This is a genomic window from Janthinobacterium sp. P210006 (assembly GCF_036231885.1).
GTDB classification, from domain to species: Bacteria; Pseudomonadota; Gammaproteobacteria; order Burkholderiales; family Burkholderiaceae_D; genus Janthinobacterium; species Janthinobacterium violaceinigrum.
Genome location: NZ_JAZARD010000001.1, coordinates 601164 through 618618, shown reverse-complemented (window position 1 = coordinate 618618; position 17455 = coordinate 601164). Strand labels below are relative to the sequence as shown.

The following is a 17455-nucleotide window of genomic DNA, read 5'->3' as shown; positions in this document are numbered from 1 at the left end:
CAGGAGAGAACAGGAAAGAACATGCGTCTGCATCCACTCAATGGCCTGACCATGGCCACCGTGCTGGGCCTTGCCCAGCTGTCCGCCCATGCGGCGCCCGTGCAGATCAAGGCGCCCGCCGAGCTGCCCGCCAAGGCGACCTTGGCCGACGCGATCAAGGCGTCGCAACCGTCCGACTGGCGTCCGCTGGACCCGGACAACACCCTGTACCTGGACATTCCCGCCGGCCGCGTGGTGATCGAACTGGCGCCCGACTTCGCGCCGAAACACGTGGCCAATATCAAGGCCCTGGTGGCCGAACAGTATTACGACGGCCTGGCCATCACGCGCGCGCAGGACAACTGGGTGGCGCAATGGGGCGATCCGGACGAAAAAAATCCCAAGCCGATCCAGCATGCGCAGCGCACCCTGCCCAGCGAATTTACCGTGCCCCTGAAAACCATCAAGAGCTTCACGCGCCTGCCCGACGCCGACGGCTATGCGCCGCAGGTGGGCCACTCGAACGGCTTCCCGTCCGCGCGCGACCCGAAAACCGGCACGGCCTGGCTCACGCATTGCTATGCCACCGTGGGCGTGGGCCGCGACAGCGCCAGCGACAGCGGCGGCGGCACGGAGCTGTACGCCGTGATCGGCCAGTCGCCGCGCCACCTGGACCGCGACATCACGGTTGTCGGCAGAGTCGTCTCCGGCATGCCGCTGCTGTCCACCCTGCCGCGCGGCACGGGCCCCATGGGCTTTTATGACAGCCCCGAGAAAAACGTGCCGATCAAGGCCATCCGCCTGGCCGCCAGCGTGCCGCCCGCACAGCGCGCGAACCTGGAAGTGATGCGCACGGACAGCGCCGCCTACCAGGCCGTACTGGAAGCCCAGCGCCACCGCGGCGGCCCGTGGAGCAAGGTCACGGCCGGCCACATCGACCTGTGCAATGCGCCGATACCGGTGCGCGAAGTGGGGAGTAAATAAAGACCAAGGCTGGGGTCAGCCCCCCCGGATACGTTGGCGCTAAATCTTGCGTTAGCGGTGTTGAGGGTCTGACCCCAAGTGCGTAGTCGCTACGCTTTGCGCTGGCGGCGTTGAGGGTCTGACCCCGGTATAATTACCGCATGAACGCTCCCATGACGCCCCACCGCCCGATCCAGGCCTTGCCTGACCAGTTAATTTCGCAAATCGCCGCCGGCGAGGTGGTCGAACGGCCATCGGCCGTGGTCAAGGAATTGCTGGAAAACGCGCTCGATTCGGGCGCCACGCAGATCACCGTGCGCCTGGAAGAGGGGGGCGTGAAACGCATCGCCATCACCGACAACGGCCGCGGCATCGATAAAGACCAGTTGCCGCTGGCCCTGGCGCGCCACGCCACGTCGAAGATCGCCTCGCTGAGCGACCTGGAAAACGTGGGCACCCTGGGTTTTCGCGGCGAGGCGCTGGCCTCGATCGCGTCGGTCGCCGCCGTCACCCTGACCTCGCGCACGGCGGACGCGGCCCACGCGTGGGAAATCGTCGGCTCGCACAATGGCAGCGTTTCACCATCGTCGGGCGCGCACGGCACCACGGTGGACGTGCAGGACCTGTATTTCAACACGCCTGCGCGGCGCAAGTTCCTCAAGTCCGAGCAGACGGAGTACGGCCATTGCGCCGAGGTCGTGCGCCGCATCGCCCTGGCCCGGCCCGACGTGTCGTTCTCGCTGTCGCACAATGGCCGCACCATCGACCAGTGGAATATCAGCGAACTGGCCAAGCGCAGCGCCCACATCCTGGGCAATGACTTTGCCGAAGCGCGCCTGGCGCTGGACGAATCGGCCGGCACCCTGCGCATTCACGGCTTTGCCGGCTTGCCGACGGCGTCCAAGGCGCGCGCCGACGGCCAGTTCTTTTATGTCAACGGACGCTTCGTGCGCGACAAGCTGCTCGTGCACGCCGTGCGCATGGCGTACCAGGACGTGCTGCATGGCGACCGCTTCCCCTCGTACGTGCTGGCGCTCGACCTCGACCCGGCCCTGGTCGACGTCAACGTGCACCCGTCGAAGATCGAAGTGCGCTTCCGCGACAGCCGCTCCGTGCACCAGTTCGTCTTCCACGCCGTGCAGCGCGCACTGGCGCAAACGTCGGCCACGGCCTTCGGCAGCGTGCCGGCGCCCCTGCCGGCCGCCTCCACCTTGAGTGGCGACAGCGGCCCGGGCGCGGGCGGCCCTGGCATCTGGCGCCGCGAACAGACGCAAACCTCGTTCGGCGCGCAGTTTACGAATACCTTTGCGCCGGCCTCGCCCGGCGCGGCCCGCCCCTTCTTTGCCGACGCACCCGGCGTAGCGCAGGGCACGGCGGCGTATGGCGCCCTGTTCGGCGGCGCCGCATCCTCGCCGATCACGCAGGTGGAACCGTATATCGCCTCGCCCGAAGCGATGGCGCGCGAAGAATATCCGCTGGGTTTTGCCCTGGCCCAGCTGCACGGCATCTACATCCTGGCGCAAAATACCAAGGGCCTGGTGCTGGTCGACATGCACGCCGCGCACGAGCGCATCCTGTACGAACAGCTGAAAAACGCGCTGCAGGCGCAGGTCTCGGGCCAGGACATGCAGGTGCAGTCGCTGCTGATTCCCGTGACGTTTTATGCGGACGCCATCGAAGTGTCGACGGCAAATGAAAACCAGGACACATTAAAGGCGCTGGGCTTCGATATCGCCGCCCTGTCGCCCACCACCCTGGCCGTGCGTTCCGTGCCGACCCTGCTGAAAAACGCGGACGCGCAGACCCTGGCGCGCGACGTGCTGCGCGACGTGCGCGAATACGGCGGCTCGCGCGTGCTGATCGAGCGCCAGAACGAATTGCTGGGCACCCTGGCCTGCCACACGGCCGTGCGCGCCAACCGCATCCTGTCGGTACAGGAAATGAACGCCCTGCTGCGCCAGATGGAGAGCACGGAACGCGCCGACCAGTGCAACCATGGCCGGCCGACCTGGGTGCAGGTGGAAATCAACGCGCTGGACAAGCTGTTCCTGCGCGGCCAATAAAATTCCGGGGTCAGACCCGACGGGTCTGACCCCAGCCTTTGCCTTGGGGCTCCCATCGCAAGTACATCAAAAAGTATCATGAAAAACACCCCACACCTCCCCCTGGCCGTCGCCATCATGGGCCCCACGGCCAGCGGCAAGACGGCCAGCGCGCTGGCCATTGCGCAAGCCATTCCGTCCGAGATCATCTCCGTCGATTCCGCCCTCGTCTACCGGGGCATGGATATCGGCACGGCCAAGCCGACGGCGGAAGAACTGGCGGCCGTGCCCCATCACCTGATCGACATCATCGACCCGCTCGATGCGTATTCGGTGGCGCAGTTCCGCAACGATACCCTGCGCCTGGTGGCAGAGATCACGGCGCGCGGCAAGCTGCCGCTGCTCGCGGGCGGCACCATGCTGTACTTCAAGGGCCTGGCCGATGGCCTCGACGATCTGCCCGGCGCCGATCCCGCGCTGCGCGCCCAGCTGGAAGAAGACGCGGCCGCCATCGGCTGGCCCGCCATGCATGCGCGCCTGGCCCAGCAAGACCCCGTCACGGCGGCGCGCCTGGCGCCGCAGGACGCGCAGCGCATCGGCCGCGCCCTGGAAATCATCGCCCTGTCCGGCCAGCCCATGTCGGCCCTGCTGGCCCGGCGCGAAAAGACCGTGCTGCCGTTCCAGCTGCAATCGTTCGCGCTGGAGCCGTCGGACCGCGCCGTGCTGCACGCGCGCATCGCCACGCGCTTCGACCTCATGCTGAAGAATGACGCCCTGCTCGACGAGGTGGAGCAGCTGCGCCGCCGCGGCGACCTGCATCCGGGCTTGCCGTCGATGCGCTGCGTGGGCTACCGCCAGGCCTGGGATTACCTGGACGGGCGCATCGACCGCGCCGCCCTGCGCGAGACGGGCATCATCGCCACGCGCCAGCTGGCAAAACGCCAGCTGACCTGGCTGCGCTCCATGCCCGAGCGCATTGTCATCGATTGCCTGGGTGCCGATCCGGCCAGCGCCATGCTGGCGCAGATCCAGCCCCTGCTGGCGCCGTTACAAAAATAATCATGCCTGCGCTGACGCGTGAAAAATCCGCACATTTTTTTGCGCCGGCATTGACAAGGAAATGGGAAGACTGGATAATGCTCGGCTGTTGGGTGATATAGCTCAGTTGGTTAGAGCACAGCATTCATAATGCTGGGGTCGGTGGTTCAAGTCCACCTATCACCACCAAAGAATACCGATCAGGTTTTTTCCTGGTCAAAACGAGCATCCGGTCTGACCGGTCTGTCTGGTGATATAGCTCAGTTGGTTAGAGCACAGCATTCATAATGCTGGGGTCGGTGGTTCAAGTCCACCTATCACCACCAAGAATTAGCAGCAATGATGAACCCGCCCTGCCCCGTGCAGCGGCGGGTTTTTTCATTTCTGACACCGCCCCGCATGCGGCCTGTACGCAACACCTGGCCCCTCCCCATGCATTGGGGATTGTGGCAAGCCGCCACTGGCGATTACAATGAGAATAATTCTCATTTATATTATTCATCGCCCATGTCCGCCATTCAGCCCAGCCTGCAACAGCAAGTGCAGTCGCTCTACAGCGAACATCACGGCTGGCTGGTCGGCTGGCTGCGCAAAAAACTCAGCTGCCCGCACGGCGCGGCCGACGTGGCGCAAGACACATTCGTGCGCATCATCGCCTCGCGCGATGCGCTGTTCGGCATGCGCGAACCGCGCGCCTATCTGTCCACCACGGCGAAGCGGCTGCTGCTCGACCGCGCGCGCCGGCAAGTGCTCGAGCGCAGCTACCTGGCCGAACTGGCCCTGCTGGCCGACAGCCTGCCCGGCGCGCCGTCGCCGGACGAGATCCTGATGGCCGTGCAGGCGCTCGAACAGATCGCCGCGGCGCTGGCGGGATTATCCGCCAAGGCGCGCGCAGCCTTTTTGCTGCACTACCTGGAGGAACAGCCGCAGGCCGCCGTCGCCGCGCAACTGGACGTCTCCACGCGCATGGTGCAGAAATACCTGGTGCAAGCCTTGCTGGCCTGCCGCCACGCCTGTCCGGGCATGGCGGCATGAGCCGCGGCGCCATGCACGGCCAGCGCGCCGACGCCATCGCCGAACAGGCCGCGCACTGGATCGTGCGCCTGAGCGCGGACGATCCGGCCGAGCGCGACACCGCGCAGGCCGGCTACGCGGCGTGGAAGGCGGCCGACCCGCTGCACGCGACGGCGGCCGCCGGCATGGAAAACGTATTGCGTCAATTGAACGCCGTGCGCGAACCCGCCGGCGGCGATCACCGCCCTGCGCGCGCCGCGCTGGCCGCCATCGCGCCACGGCGCCAGCGCCTGCGCCAGCTGGCCGCCGCCAGCGCCGTGGCCGTGCTCGCGCTGACAAGCGCGCTGGCCGTCAGCGAGCGCCCCGCCTACCTGCTGGCCGACCTGCGCAGCCCCACGGGACAATGGCGCACACACACCCTGGCCGACGGCAGCCACATTACCCTGGGCAGCGGCAGCGCCGTCAACGTGCACTTCAATGCGGGCGAGCGGCATGTGGAGCTGGTGCAGGGCGACATCCTCGTCGACGTGGCCAAGGATGCGCAGCGTCCCTTCATCGTCGACAGCGGGCAGGCGGCGATCCGCGCGCTGGGCACGCGCTTCACCGTGCGCAGGGACGATGACGCCACCATCCTGAGCATGCTGGAATCGAAAGTGTCGGCGCAGGTGCCGCAGCATCCGGCCAACATCGTGCAGGCGGGCCAGCGCACGCGCATCACGGAAGATGGCGTGGGGCCAATCACGGCCATCGATGCGGCCAGCGTGCAGGAGGCATGGCGCGCGCACCAGCTGGTGATCGACGACCAGCCGCTGGCCGACGTGCTCGACGAGCTGGCCCGCCACCGCCCCGGCCAGCTGCATTACGACCGCGAGCAGATCGCCGGCATCCGCGTGGCCGCCGTGCTGCCGCTGGACGACACGGACAAGGCGCTGCAGCTGTTGATCGACAATTTCCCGCAGCTGCGCATCCGCATGCTGACGCGCTACCTGGTGATGGTCGATGCGCCCGCCAGCGCCCTCGCAAAAAATAAATAGAAATAATTGGCATTCGCAGTTCCACTTTGCGCATCTCGTGCGTCAAGGCAGCTGAGATCATTCAAAAAAGGCTGTCACCATGTACGCTCAAGTTGTTGCCGTTACGTCCCCGAACACCCTGCGCACGCGTCTGCGCCCGCTGGCCCTGGCCGCCCTGCTGCTGGCAAGCGCCGGCATGCACGCCCAGGCAGTTGCGCAAACGGCGCCTGCCACCGCCAGCTACAACATCCCCACCGGTCCGCTGGCTGGCGCCCTGAACCGCTATGCGCAGCAGGCGGGCGTGTCCATCGTCATCGATGCGGCCAAGGTCCAGGGCTTGACGACGGCAGGCCTGCAAGGCAGCTACGCCATCGACGACGGCTTTGCCGTGCTGCTGCGCGGCAGCGGCTACGCCATCGGCAAGACGGCAACCGGCTACGTGCTGGTGGCCGCGCCGGCGTCCGTACCCACGGCAGCCGCCACTGCCGCCTCGGCGGCCGAGCGCACCATGCCCTCGATTACCATCGTCGGCCAGGCCGAGCAAGGCGCCACCACGGAAGGCAGCGGCTCCTACACGGCGCGCAAGCTCACCATCGGCAAGGGCGAGCAATCGATGAAGGACATCCCCCAATCCGTGAGCGTGCTGACGCGCCAGCGCCTGGACGACCAGGGCATCACGGACTTGCGCGAAGCCGTCAACAACGTCACCGGCGTGGTGGGCGTGCATGGCGTGGGGCCGGGCGTGGTCATCACGGCGCGCGGCTTCCAGATCGACCAATGGCAGTACGACGGCGTGCCCATCGACCGCAACACCTATGCGCTGGGTAACTGGGGCCAGGAAAACATGGTCATCTACGACCGCCTGGAAGTGCTGCGCGGCGCCTCCGGCATGCTGGTCGGCACGGGCAGCCCCGGCGGCTCCGTCAGCCTGGTGCGCAAACGCCCGCTGGCCACGCGCGCGGTCACGCTGACGGGCCGCGCCGGTTCGTGGGACCACTACGGCGCCCAGGTCGACATCAGCAGCCCGCTGAATGCGGAAGGCACCCTGCGCGGACGCGCCATCGTCGATGAAGACGACAGCCACTCCTTCATCGACCAGGTATGGAGCAAGAACCGCACCCTGTACGCGGCGCTCGACTACGATCTGGGACCCGCCACCACGGTCGGCCTGGCCGCCAGCCATGTGAAGGCCCACGGCCGCCCCACCTTCATCGGCCTGCCCCGCTATGCGGACGGCGGCGAACTGCCACTGCCGCGCTCCACCTTCACGGGTGCCGACTGGAACCGCAGCCTGGTGGAACAGAGCACCGTCTACCTGGACCTGGAACACCACTTCAATACGCAATGGAGCCTGAAGGCGTCGGCGCTGGGCACGAATGAAAGCACCAGCTCCACGCACCAGCGCACGGCCTTTGAAATCAAGCCCGATGGCAGCGGTGCGCGCTACGGCGACTTTTCCACCGATTTCGACAACCGCAAGCGCGGCATCGACGCCTTCGTGCGCGGCAAATTCGATGGCCTGGGCATCGCGCAGGAAATCGTCGTCGGCGCCAGCTATGTCAGCTTCACGTCGAACGACCGCTATGCACGCGCGTGGGAAATGGGCGCCGACATCTTCAATATCAAGCACAATCGTCCGTGGCAGGACTTCGACACCATCGCCGCGCGCCCGATGGGCGTGACCAGCTACAGCACCTACGACATGCGCCAGAAAGGCCTGTACGCCACCTGGAACGGCCAGCTGACGAGCAATCTGAAAGTCCTGCTGGGCGGGCGCTTCAGCTGGTACGACTTCCTGTATGCCACGCCGGACGGCTACCGCGACGCCACCCGCACTACGGCCAAGTTCACGCCGTCGGTAGGCCTGATCCATGCATTGACGCCGCAATGGTCGGTCTACGCCAGCTATGCGGACGTGTTCCAGCCGCAGACGAACCACGACGTGGCGGGCCGGACGCTCAAGCCGATCACGGGCAGCAGCTACGAAGGCGGCATCAAGGGTGAACTGCTGGACGGCAAGGTCAATACCTCGCTGGCCGTGTTCCGCTATGACCACAAGGACCGCGCCGTCACCGATTACGCGGCCGGTTTCGCCTGCGACGGCTGGTACTGCTCGCGCGCCTCGGGCAAGGTGCGCAGCCAGGGCCTGGAAGCGGAAGTGTCGGGCGAAGTGGCGCGCGGCCTGCAGCTGTCTGCCGGCTACGCCTATACGACGACGACCTACCTCGACGATCCGGACAACAAGGGCCAGGTCTTTTCCACGTGGACGCCGAAGCACATGCTGCGCCTTTGGTCCAGCTATACCCTGCCCGGCAATTGGGACAAGTTCAGCGTGGGTGCCGGCACCAGCCTGCAAAGCCACACGGTCGATACCGAACGTACCTTCAAGGTCGCCGGCTTCTCGATCTGGAATGCACGCCTGGGCTGGCAAGCCACGCCGCAAGTGGCCCTGTCGCTGAACGTCAACAACCTGTTCGACAAGCGCTACATCATCCCGTCCTACAACACCACGGGTTCGAACAACTACTATGGCGACCCGCGCAACGTGCAGTTCACCCTGAAGTACACGCCGAAGTGGTAGGCTGACACGCTGCGGTGACAGCACAGGCGGGCACGGCATCCAGTCGTGCCCGCCTTTTTTGCGTTCAGTGCTAGGCTTGCATTCGAGAAATTATCCACCCAAAAGAACCATGCCCCCACCGCTTCCCCTGTCCAGCATGCTGCTGGCCCTGGCTGCCTGCGCCAGCCCCGCCCTGGCCGTCGACGGCCATTACCAGACCAAGACGCCGTACGCGCCGCAGCAGGACCCGGCCACGTATGCGGCGCCGCCGGACGGTTTCCAGCCCATCTACACGCAACTGGTGGCGCGCCACGGTTCGCGCGGACTGACCGGCATGAAGGGCGACGCCGCCCTGCATGCGATGTGGCAGCAAGCCGCTGCGCAGGATGCGCTGACGCCGCTGGGGCGCGAACTGGGGCCCGACATCCTGGCCCTGATGCGGGCGAATGCCTTGCTCGGCCATGGCGTGGCCGGGATCGAGACGCCCGGCTATGGCAATCTGTCGCAGACGGGCATAGCGGAACACCGACAACTGGCCGCGCGCCTGCTGGCGCGCCTGCCCGCCCTGTTCGCGCAAGTGGGGCAAGACGCCGCGACGGCGCCGCGCCAGCTGATCATCCTCCATTCCGGCGTGGACCGCGCGCGCGACAGTTCGCGCTTCTTCACGCAATCGCTGCTGGAACAGGCGCCGGCCCTGGCGCCGCTGCTGACCCTGCCGCCCGCGCCGGCGCCGTATCCACAGGGACGCCCGCCCGGGGTGTCGCCGGTACGCCAGCCCGACGGCGTCAACCGCTTCCTGCTGTACGCGCACAAATTGGCGCCGCAGACGGATCTGGTGGCCGACCGCGCCGACCCGCATGACGCCACCTATGCCGCCAGCCAGGCTTACCAGCGCTACCTGCGCACCAAGCAGCTGCATGCGCTGATGGACGCCCCGGCCAAAGAGCCGGAAGCGGCCGCGCATGCGCGCCACGTGCTCGAACGGCTGTTCGCACCCGCCTTCCTCGCCCGGTTCGAGCGCGGCGCCAGCTACGCGGACACGGGCAGCTACACCTTCACCAGCACGGACGGCAAACTCACGCGCACCATGACAGGCAGCGGCAAGACCGTCATCCGCAGCGTGAATGCGGCCGCGACGAAACTGTATGAGCTGTATGCGATCGCCGCCGGCATGCGCCATGAAGTGCCGGCCGATTTCAGCCGCTACATGCCCGCAGACGATGCACGCTATTACGCCGCCGTCGCCGACCACGAGGATTTTTACGCGAAAGGCCCGGCCACCGTGGAAAGCAAGGGCGTGACCTGGCGCTTCGCGCTGGCCTTGCGCGAGGATTTTTTCAAGGAAGTCGACGCGCTGGCCAGCGGCGATCTGCGCCATGCGGCCAAGCTGCGCTTCACGCATGCGGAAATGCTCATTCCGCTCGCCTCGGCCATGGGCTTGCCCGGAGCGCAAACGCCGCTGCCGGCCACGACGCCCTACAGCCATGCCGGCAATCCGTGGCGCGGTGCGCAAGTGTCGCCGCTGGCGGCCAATCTGCAGTGGGATGTGTACCGCAATGGCGAAGGCCGGCTCATCGTGCGCCTGCTGTACAACGAAAAGGAAACGCCGTTCCAGGCAGCGTGCGAAGGCGCCCGCATCGCGCCCGGCAGCATGTTCTACGACTATGCGGGACTGCAAGCCTGCTACGGCCACGTGGCGCTACGCTAGGCAAAAAAAAGCCGCCAGCTGGGCTGGCGGCTTGCGGGAGCACTCGGCCCGGAGAGGTATTACTGCCAGGCCTCCTTGCCAGCCTTCGGCTTGCCCACCATCAGCAGGGCGCCCAGGGTCAGCACGGCCGCCAGCGACAGGTAATAGCCCACGTACTGCAAGCCGTAATTGGTGGCCAGCCAGGTGGCGATGTACGGCGCCAGCGAGGCGCCCAGGATGCCCGCCAGGTTGAACGTCAGCGACGCGCCCGTGTAGCGCACTTCGGGCGGGAACAGCTCGGACAGCATGGTGCCCAGCGGGCCGTAGGTCATGCCCATCAGGCCCAGGCCGACGGCCATGAAGATCGTCACTTCCCACGTCACGCCCGAGCCGAACATGGGCGCCAGCACCAGGCCGAAGATGGCGATGGCAACGGAAACCCAGATCATGGTGGCGCGGCGGCCGCGGCGGTCGGCCAGCACGGCCGAGAATGGAATCGTCAGGGCAAAGAACAGCACGGCAAACAGCTGGACGATGAGGAATTCCTTGCGCGTGAAGCCCAGCTTGGTCGTACCCCAGCTCAGCGCGAACACCGTCATCAGGTAGAACAGCACGAAGGTGGCCAGGGCGATGATGGTGCCCAGGAACAGCATGCGGCCATGCTGGCGGAACACGGTGGCCACCGGCAGTTTCACGACTTCGTTCTTGTCGATGACCTTCTGGAAGTCCGGCGTTTCCGTGATCTTCAACCGTACGTACAGGCCGACGATGACCAGCAGCGCGCTGGCCAGGAACGGGATGCGCCAGCCATAGCTGAAGAACTGTTCATCGGTCATGGTTTCGCTGAGCAGCAGGAAGATGCCGCCCGACAGGAAGAAGCCGATCGGTGCGCCCAGCTGCGGGAACATGCCGTACCAGGCGCGCTTGCCCGGTGGCGCATTTTCCGTGGCCAGCAGCACCGCGCCGCCCCACTCGCCGCCCAGGCCCAGGCCCTGGCCGAAACGGCACAGCGCCAGCAGCAATGGCGCCAGGGTGCCGATGGCTGCATACGTGGGCAGCAAGCCGATGATGACGGTGGAGATCCCCATGGTCAGCAGGGCCGCCACGAGCGTGGCCTTGCGGCCGATGCGGTCGCCGAAGTGGCCGAACACGGCCGAGCCGATGGGGCGGGCGAAGAAGGCGATGGCAAACGTGGCCAGCGACTGCAGCACGGCGGCCGACGGGTCGCCGGCAGGGAAGAACAGTTTCGGGAACACCAGCACGGCGGCCGTGGCGTAGATATAAAAGTCAAAGAACTCGATGGTGGTACCGATCAGGCTGGCGAACAGCACCGTGCCGGGGGAATTTTTCTTGGGGGGGGTGCTCATTTACTGCGCTCCTTGGGGAGGGTGTCTAAAGGCCATTCTCTGGATGTTTTTTCAGGCAGCAGCACAGCACGTTGTCTCCGTGTCGTTCGCATATCATAGCCTTGCGCGCATGCATTTGCTGCGCATTTGCTATTAAATTTGCAAACAAAAAACAACGGTTTTAGTTGCCGTAGCGAACTGCCGGCAACGCGCGCTAACGCGCCGTGATCAGTGCTGATTTAGAGAAACAACGGTCGTGCGCCATCCGGTTACCCGGGGCACGGCAGGAAAGGCGTCAGGGGATGGGCGACGTGTATCAGGCCCGGCGTATCGCCAGGCATTCCGTACCAGACCCGCGCGTCGGCATCGCGGCGTCGGTCATTTGTGGTGAATCCTTGCCTGCGGCCCCTCCGGGTGGAGCGGGCCGGCGATGATCGCGCCTGCATCCGGTCAAGGATGCGGTTGATCTTGCTGTAAGCGGCTTATGATACGCGCAGTGGTGCGGTGCGGCAAGAAGTTGTGATAGCGCATGCCAGGCGGTGGTGTCGGCTTACGCTGCGCCAAGCCGACCTACGCCGACCTACGCATCAATCAATGCAAAAGTCTGCGCAATCTCGGCGCTGTCGAGCGGACGCACGAGGCGCGCCACTTCCTGGCCGTCTTTCAAAAAAATCAGGGTCGGCCACAGCTTCACGCGGAACGAGCGGCCCAGGGCACGGCCGGGGCCGTCTTCCACGCGCAGATGCGGCACGCCGGGGTGCTGCGCCAGCGCGGCGGCCAGCGGCGCCTGGGTGGCACGGCAGTGGCCGCACCAGCCCGTGCCGAATTCCAGCAGGGCCGGCCCCGCCAGGGCGTCGATCTCGGCACGCGCCGGTTGCGCTACAGAATAGGTCTCGCTCAGCATGGATATCTCCTTGATGCAACATACAAGCCCACACGGCGATTGTGCGCCAGGCGGGCCTGCCGTGCCGTGCGCCAGCGCGCGTTTACACGATCTTGACGCGCAGTTCGCCCAGGCCGTCGATGGCACCCACCAGTTCGTCGCCGCGCTGCACGGCCGCCACGCCGGCCGGCGTGCCCGTGTAGATCAGGTCGCCCGGCTGCAGGGTAAAGTAGGTCGACAGGTCGGCGATGGTTTCGGCCACGTTCCAGATCAGCATATCGATGGTGCTGCTTTGGCGCAGCGCGCCATTCACGTGCAGCGTGATGGCGGCCTGCCCGACGTCGCCCGCCTGCGCGGCCGCGGTGATGGGGCCGATGGGCGCCGAGTGCTCGAACGCCTTGCCCGTCTCCCACGGACGGCCCAGCTTTTTCGCGGCGCCCTGCACGTCGCGGCGCGTCATGTCCAGGCCGATCGCATACCCCCACACGTGGTCCAGCGCATCGGCCACGCCGATATCGCTGCCGCCCTTGCCGATGGCCACCACCAGTTCCATTTCGTGCTGGAAATCCTGCGTCTGCGCCGGGTACGGCAACTCGCCCGTCGTGCCCGCTGCCACGGGCAGCACGGCGTCGGCTGGCTTCATGAAGAAAAACGGCGCCTCGCGGCCCGTGTGGCCCATTTCCTGGGCATGGTCGACATAATTGCGGCCCACGCAATAGATGCGGTGGACGGGAAAGCTGTCGCCACTGCCGCTGACGGGCACGCTGGGCTGGATGGCTGCGGGAATAACATACGGCATGAAAACTCCTGATCGGCACAATAAAAAGGCGGCGATGAAAAAGGGACACCGCAGTGTCCCCCTATTTTACGGCAAGCTTACTTCAGCAGTCCCGAGCGGCTCGGGTCCGGCATGCGGATGGCGACGATGAAGGAAATCAGGCACATGATGGTCACGTACCAATAGAAATACTCTTCCACGTGCCAGGCCTTGAACTGCAGCGCCACGTATTCGGCCGAACCGCCGAACATGGCATTGGCCACCGCATACGACAGGCCCACGCCCAGCGCGCGCACTTCGACGGGGAACATTTCCGCCTTGATCAAGCCGCTGATCGACGTATAGAAGCTGATGATGGCCAGCGCGATGATGATCAGGCCAAACGCCGCGTACGGGCTGGAAATATCCTTCAAGGCATGCATGATCGGCAGCACGCACAGCGTGGCCAGGCCGCCGAAGAACAGCATCGAGGTGCGGCGGCCGATGCGGTCGGACAGGGCGCCGAACACGGGTTGCAAGATCATGTAGACGAGCAGGGCGCACGTCATGACGGCGCTGGCCGTCTTGGTATCCATGCCGGCCGTGTTGACCAGGTATTTCTGCATGTAGGTGGTAAACGTGTAGAACACGAGCGAGCCGCCGGCCGTAAAGCCCAGCACCGTGATGAAGGCGCGCTTGTGCTTGAGCAAGCCGCGCAAGCTGCCCGCATCCTTGTCCTTGCGCTCGCTGGCCGTGGTCGTTTCCGTCAGCGATTTACGCAGGTTCAGCGACACGAGGGCCGCCAGTGCGCCAAAGACGAACGGGATGCGCCAGCCCCAGGCACGCAATTCTTCCAGGGTCAGCAATTGCTGCAAGACCACCAGCACCAGCAAGGCCAGCAGCTGGCCGCCGATCAGGGTCACGTACTGGAACGAGGCAAAGAAACCGCGCTTGCCCGATTCCGACACTTCGCTCATGTAGGTGGCGCTGGTACCGTATTCGCCGCCCACGGACAGGCCCTGGAACAGGCGCGCCACCAGCAGCAGGAACGGCGCGAAGGCGCCGATGGTGTCATAGGTGGGCATGACGGCAATCATCAGCGAGCCGCCGCACATCATCAGCACGGAAATCATCATCGACTGGCGCCGGCCGTATTTGTCCGCGATGCGGCCGAACAGCCAGCCGCCCACGGGACGCATGAGGAAGCCGGCGGCAAAGATGCCGGCCGTCTGCAGCAGCTGCGTGGTCGGATTACCGGAAGGGAAGAAGGCGTGCGAGAAATACAGCGCACAGAAAGAGTAAATGTAGAAGTCGAACCATTCGACCAGGTTACCGGAGGAAGCGCCAATAATGGCCTTGATGCGCTGCTGGGATGTCAGCTGCGCAACGTCATGCGGAGTATCGTGGGATGTCATATCAATCTTCTTGTTCGTGTGAAAAAGCCAACGCCAGCCTGGTTGCCCGGGCCAGTTTTGCATCATACGCCCTTGATCAAGGTCAAAAAGCCGGCCGGCATACGGGTTAATACGTATCGCCGGCAATTTTTTTCGCCTGCGGGCACGCAGGATCAGACGCGCTCGAGCACCAGCGCGATGCCCTGGCCCACGCCGATGCACATGGTGCATAAGGCATAGCGCCCGCCCGTGCGGTGCAGCTGGTTGACGGCCGTCATGGCCAGGCGCGCGCCCGAGGCGCCCAGCGGATGGCCCAGGGCAATGGCGCCGCCGTTCGGGTTCACGCGGACATCGTCGTCGCGCAAGCCCAGCTGGCGCAGCACGGCCAGGCCCTGGGCGGCGAAGGCTTCGTTCAGTTCGATGACGTCGAAATCGGCCAGGCTCAAGCCCGTCATGGCCAGCACTTTCAGGGTGGCGGGCGCGGGGCCGATGCCCATGATGCGGGGCGCCACGCCGGCCGTCGCCATGGCCACGACCCGGGCGCGCGGCGTCAGGCCGAAGCGGGCCGCATTGGCTTCGTCGGCCAGCAGCAGCGCCGCCGCGCCATCGTTGACGCCGGACGCGTTGCCGGCCGTGATCGTGCCATCCGCGCGCACGACGGGTTTCAATTTGGCCAGGGTGTCCAGCGTGGTGGCGCGCGGATGCTCGTCGCGGGCAACGATGACGGGGTCGCCCTTCCTTTGCGCGATGCTGACGGGGCAGATTTCACTGTCGAACACGCCCGCCTGCTGCGCCGCCAGCGCCTTGACCTGGCTGGCCAGGGCGAACGCATCCTGATCAAGACGGCTGATGCCAAACTCGACAGCCACGTTTTCCGCCGTTTCCGGCATCGAATCGACGCCGTACTGGGCCTTCATCAGCGGGTTGATGAAGCGCCAGCCGATGGTCGTGTCTTCCATTTTCATGCCGCGCGAAAAAGCGCTGTCCGCCTTGCCCATCACGAACGGGGCGCGGCTCATGCTTTCCACGCCGCCGGCGACCAGCAAGCCCGCTTCGCCGCTCTTGATGAAGCGCGCCGCGCTGCCGATGGCGTCCAGGCCCGAGCCGCACAGGCGGTTCAGGGTGGCGCCCGGCACGCTGTCGGGCAAGCCGGCCAGCAAGGCCGCCATGCGCGCCACGTTGCGGTTGTCCTCGCCCGCCTGGTTGGCGCAGCCGTACAGCACGTCCGTGACGGCAGCCCAGTCCACGTTGGGATTGCGCGCCATCAAGGCACGGATGGGCACGGCGCCCAGGTCGTCGGCGCGCACGCCGGACAGGCTGCCGCCGTAGCGGCCGAATGGCGTGCGCTGCGCGTCGCAAATGTAAGCGTGGGTCATGTTCTTTCCTCCAAGAAAGTTAAAGAGATAGGCTCAAGGGGCGCGGCCGTCCATCAGCGGCACGGCCGTCAGCGCTTGCAGCTGCTCGAAACTCAAGCCATCGACCAGCTCGACGACGGCGGCGCCGGCCGGCGACAGGTCGAGCACGGCCAGGTCGCTGTAGATGCGGCTGACGCAGGCGATGCCCGTCAGCGGATACGTGCAGGCCTGCACCAGCTTGCTTTCACCGGTCTTGGTCAGCAATTCCATCATGACCCAGGTTTTCTTTGCGCCGATGGCCAGGTCCATGGCGCCGCCCACGGCAGGGATGGCGTCGGGCGCGCCCGTATGCCAGTTGGCCAGGTCGCCCGTGGCGGACACCTGGAAGGCGCCCAGCACGCAGATGTCCAGGTGGCCGCCGCGCATCATGGCAAAGCTGTCCGCATGGTGGAAATAGCTGCCGCCCGCCAGCAGGGTGACGGGCTGCTTGCCCGCGTTGATCAGGTCATAGTCTTCCTCGCCCGGCGCGGGCGCGGGGCCCATGCCGATCACGCCGTTTTCGCTGTGCAGGATGATGTCGGCGCCGGCCGGCAAGTGGTTGGCCACCAGGGTCGGTAAACCGATGCCGAGGTTGACGACGGCGCCTTCATGGATGTCGGCCGCCACACGGGCCGCCATCTGGTCTCGATTCCATTTATTCATTTCAATCTCCTCAGGCAGCTTTGAAGCCGGCGGGGCCGGTGGCCGTGCGCGGCACTTGCACGATGCGCTGCACGAACAGGCCCGGCGTGACGACGTGCTCGGGATCGATGCTGCCCAGCTCGGCAACTTCATGCACGGAAGCAATGCTGACCTTGGCGGCCATGGCCATGATGGGGCCGAAGTTGCGCGCCGTCTTGCGGTAAGTCAGGTTGCCCCAGCGGTCGCCCTGCTCCGCCTTGATCAGCGCGAAATCGGCGTGGATGGGCGACTCGAACACATACATGCGGCCGTCGATCTCGCGCGTTTCCTTGCCCTTGGCCAGGTCCGTGCCATAGCCCGTGGGCGTGAAAAAGCCGCCGATGCCGGCGCCGGCGGCGCGGATGCGCTCGGCCAGATTTCCCTGCGGCACCAATTCAAGCTCCAGCTTGCCCGCACGATACAGGGCGTCGAACACGTGGGAATCGGCCTGGCGGGGGAACGAGCAGATGATCTTGCGCACCTGCCCGTTTTTCAGCAGGGCGGCCAGGCCCGTATCGCCATTGCCCGCATTGTTGTTGACGATGACGAGGTCGCGCGCGCCCTGGGCGATCAAGCCGTCGATCAGCTCGGCCGGCTGGCCCGCGCCGCCGAAGCCGCCAATCATGACGGTGGCGCCATCGTGGATATCGGCCAGCGCCTCAAGGACGCTGGTACGCAGTTTGTCGATCATTGCCTGTCTCCTC

14 protein-coding genes and 2 tRNA genes are annotated in these 17455 nt (G+C 65.8%); 9 read left to right on the top strand and 7 right to left on the bottom strand.

The features are described from left to right. Positions 1 to 21: 21 nt before the first annotated feature. From VPH41_RS02775 to VPH41_RS02735, 9 genes are all read left to right on the top strand, one after another. Positions 22 to 963, top strand: a complete 942-nt coding sequence (locus VPH41_RS02775; protein ID WP_328568886.1) for a peptidylprolyl isomerase — start codon at positions 22 to 24, stop codon at positions 961 to 963. A 140-nt stretch (positions 964 to 1103) separates the two neighbouring features. Further along, the gene (gene mutL, locus VPH41_RS02770; RefSeq protein WP_328568885.1) at positions 1104 to 3005 is read left to right on the top strand and encodes a DNA mismatch repair endonuclease MutL; all 1902 of its coding nucleotides are present in this window, start codon (positions 1104 to 1106) and stop codon (positions 3003 to 3005) included. A 78-nt stretch (positions 3006 to 3083) separates the two neighbouring features. Then, positions 3084 to 4043 (top strand): tRNA (adenosine(37)-N6)-dimethylallyltransferase MiaA, encoded by a 960-nt coding sequence (gene miaA / locus VPH41_RS02765; RefSeq protein WP_328568884.1) that lies wholly within the window; start codon positions 3084 to 3086, stop codon positions 4041 to 4043. A 91-nt stretch (positions 4044 to 4134) separates the two neighbouring features. After that, positions 4135 to 4211 (top strand) — tRNA-Met (locus VPH41_RS02760). A gap of 60 nt (positions 4212 to 4271) precedes the next feature. Beyond that, positions 4272 to 4348: transfer RNA gene (locus VPH41_RS02755), tRNA-Met, on the top strand. Between the two features lie 181 nt (positions 4349 to 4529). Further along, complete coding sequence (locus VPH41_RS02750; RefSeq protein WP_152285014.1) at positions 4530 to 5057, top strand: sigma-70 family RNA polymerase sigma factor; 528 nt, start codon at positions 4530 to 4532, stop codon at positions 5055 to 5057. Further along, entirely contained in the window at positions 5054 to 6070 is a 1017-nt protein-coding gene (locus VPH41_RS02745) for a FecR family protein (RefSeq protein WP_328568883.1), read from the top strand. Before VPH41_RS02750 ends, VPH41_RS02745 begins: the two co-directional genes overlap by 4 nt. Positions 6071 to 6149: 79 nt before the next feature. Next, entirely contained in the window at positions 6150 to 8630 is a 2481-nt protein-coding gene (locus tag VPH41_RS02740) for a TonB-dependent siderophore receptor (protein ID WP_328568882.1), read from the top strand. A 109-nt stretch (positions 8631 to 8739) separates the two neighbouring features. After that, positions 8740 to 10317 carry a histidine-type phosphatase gene (locus tag VPH41_RS02735; RefSeq protein ID WP_328568881.1) on the top strand — a complete coding sequence of 526 codons (1578 nt, stop codon included), beginning with the start codon at positions 8740 to 8742 and terminating at the stop codon, positions 10315 to 10317. Between the two features lie 59 nt (positions 10318 to 10376). On the opposite strand, the gene VPH41_RS02730 is transcribed toward VPH41_RS02735, so the two are convergent. The 7 genes from VPH41_RS02730 to VPH41_RS02700 all read right to left on the bottom strand — a co-directional run bounded on the left by VPH41_RS02730 (position 10377) and on the right by VPH41_RS02700 (position 17442). Next, positions 10377 to 11663, bottom strand: a complete 1287-nt coding sequence (locus tag VPH41_RS02730) for an MFS transporter (RefSeq protein WP_287774928.1) — start codon at positions 11661 to 11663, stop codon at positions 10377 to 10379. A gap of 559 nt (positions 11664 to 12222) precedes the next feature. Next, positions 12223 to 12546 carry a thioredoxin family protein gene (locus VPH41_RS02725; protein WP_328568880.1) on the bottom strand — a complete coding sequence of 108 codons (324 nt, stop codon included), beginning with the start codon at positions 12544 to 12546 and terminating at the stop codon, positions 12223 to 12225. A gap of 82 nt (positions 12547 to 12628) precedes the next feature. After that, the gene (locus tag VPH41_RS02720) at positions 12629 to 13324 is read right to left on the bottom strand and encodes a fumarylacetoacetate hydrolase family protein (RefSeq protein ID WP_152283677.1); all 696 of its coding nucleotides are present in this window, start codon (positions 13322 to 13324) and stop codon (positions 12629 to 12631) included. 77 nt (positions 13325 to 13401) lie between these two features. Then, complete coding sequence (locus VPH41_RS02715) at positions 13402 to 14697, bottom strand: MFS family transporter (RefSeq protein ID WP_101484721.1); 1296 nt, start codon at positions 14695 to 14697, stop codon at positions 13402 to 13404. 152 nt (positions 14698 to 14849) lie between these two features. Further along, positions 14850 to 16052, bottom strand: a complete 1203-nt coding sequence (gene pcaF / locus VPH41_RS02710; RefSeq protein WP_328568879.1) for a 3-oxoadipyl-CoA thiolase — start codon at positions 16050 to 16052, stop codon at positions 14850 to 14852. A gap of 33 nt (positions 16053 to 16085) precedes the next feature. Further along, positions 16086 to 16733 (bottom strand): 3-oxoacid CoA-transferase subunit B, encoded by a 648-nt coding sequence (locus tag VPH41_RS02705; RefSeq protein ID WP_328568878.1) that lies wholly within the window; start codon positions 16731 to 16733, stop codon positions 16086 to 16088. A 10-nt stretch (positions 16734 to 16743) separates the two neighbouring features. Then, positions 16744 to 17442, bottom strand: a complete 699-nt coding sequence (locus VPH41_RS02700; RefSeq protein ID WP_152257988.1) for a 3-oxoacid CoA-transferase subunit A — start codon at positions 17440 to 17442, stop codon at positions 16744 to 16746. Between the last annotated feature and the right edge of the window lie 13 nt (positions 17443 to 17455).

What these genes read in the sequence shown, in the direction of transcription:
- VPH41_RS02775 (WP_328568886.1), top strand. Translation starts at nt 22, where the DNA reads ATGCGTCTGCATCCACTCAATGGCCTGACCATGGCCACCGTGCTGGGC.
- mutL (WP_328568885.1), top strand. Translation starts at nt 1,104, where the DNA reads ATGAACGCTCCCATGACGCCCCACCGCCCGATCCAGGCCTTGCCTGAC.
- miaA (WP_328568884.1), top strand. Translation starts at nt 3,084, where the DNA reads ATGAAAAACACCCCACACCTCCCCCTGGCCGTCGCCATCATGGGCCCC.
- VPH41_RS02750 (WP_152285014.1), top strand. Translation starts at nt 4,530, where the DNA reads ATGTCCGCCATTCAGCCCAGCCTGCAACAGCAAGTGCAGTCGCTCTAC.
- VPH41_RS02745 (WP_328568883.1), top strand. Translation starts at nt 5,054, where the DNA reads ATGAGCCGCGGCGCCATGCACGGCCAGCGCGCCGACGCCATCGCCGAA.
- VPH41_RS02740 (WP_328568882.1), top strand. Translation starts at nt 6,150, where the DNA reads ATGTACGCTCAAGTTGTTGCCGTTACGTCCCCGAACACCCTGCGCACG.
- VPH41_RS02735 (WP_328568881.1), top strand. Translation starts at nt 8,740, where the DNA reads ATGCCCCCACCGCTTCCCCTGTCCAGCATGCTGCTGGCCCTGGCTGCC.
- VPH41_RS02730 (WP_287774928.1), bottom strand. Translation starts at nt 11,663, where the DNA reads ATGAGCACCCCCCCCAAGAAAAATTCCCCCGGCACGGTGCTGTTCGCC.
- VPH41_RS02725 (WP_328568880.1), bottom strand. Translation starts at nt 12,546, where the DNA reads ATGCTGAGCGAGACCTATTCTGTAGCGCAACCGGCGCGTGCCGAGATC.
- VPH41_RS02720 (WP_152283677.1), bottom strand. Translation starts at nt 13,324, where the DNA reads ATGCCGTATGTTATTCCCGCAGCCATCCAGCCCAGCGTGCCCGTCAGC.
- VPH41_RS02715 (WP_101484721.1), bottom strand. Translation starts at nt 14,697, where the DNA reads ATGACATCCCACGATACTCCGCATGACGTTGCGCAGCTGACATCCCAG.
- pcaF (WP_328568879.1), bottom strand. Translation starts at nt 16,052, where the DNA reads ATGACCCACGCTTACATTTGCGACGCGCAGCGCACGCCATTCGGCCGC.
- VPH41_RS02705 (WP_328568878.1), bottom strand. Translation starts at nt 16,733, where the DNA reads ATGAATAAATGGAATCGAGACCAGATGGCGGCCCGTGTGGCGGCCGAC.
- VPH41_RS02700 (WP_152257988.1), bottom strand. Translation starts at nt 17,442, where the DNA reads ATGATCGACAAACTGCGTACCAGCGTCCTTGAGGCGCTGGCCGATATC.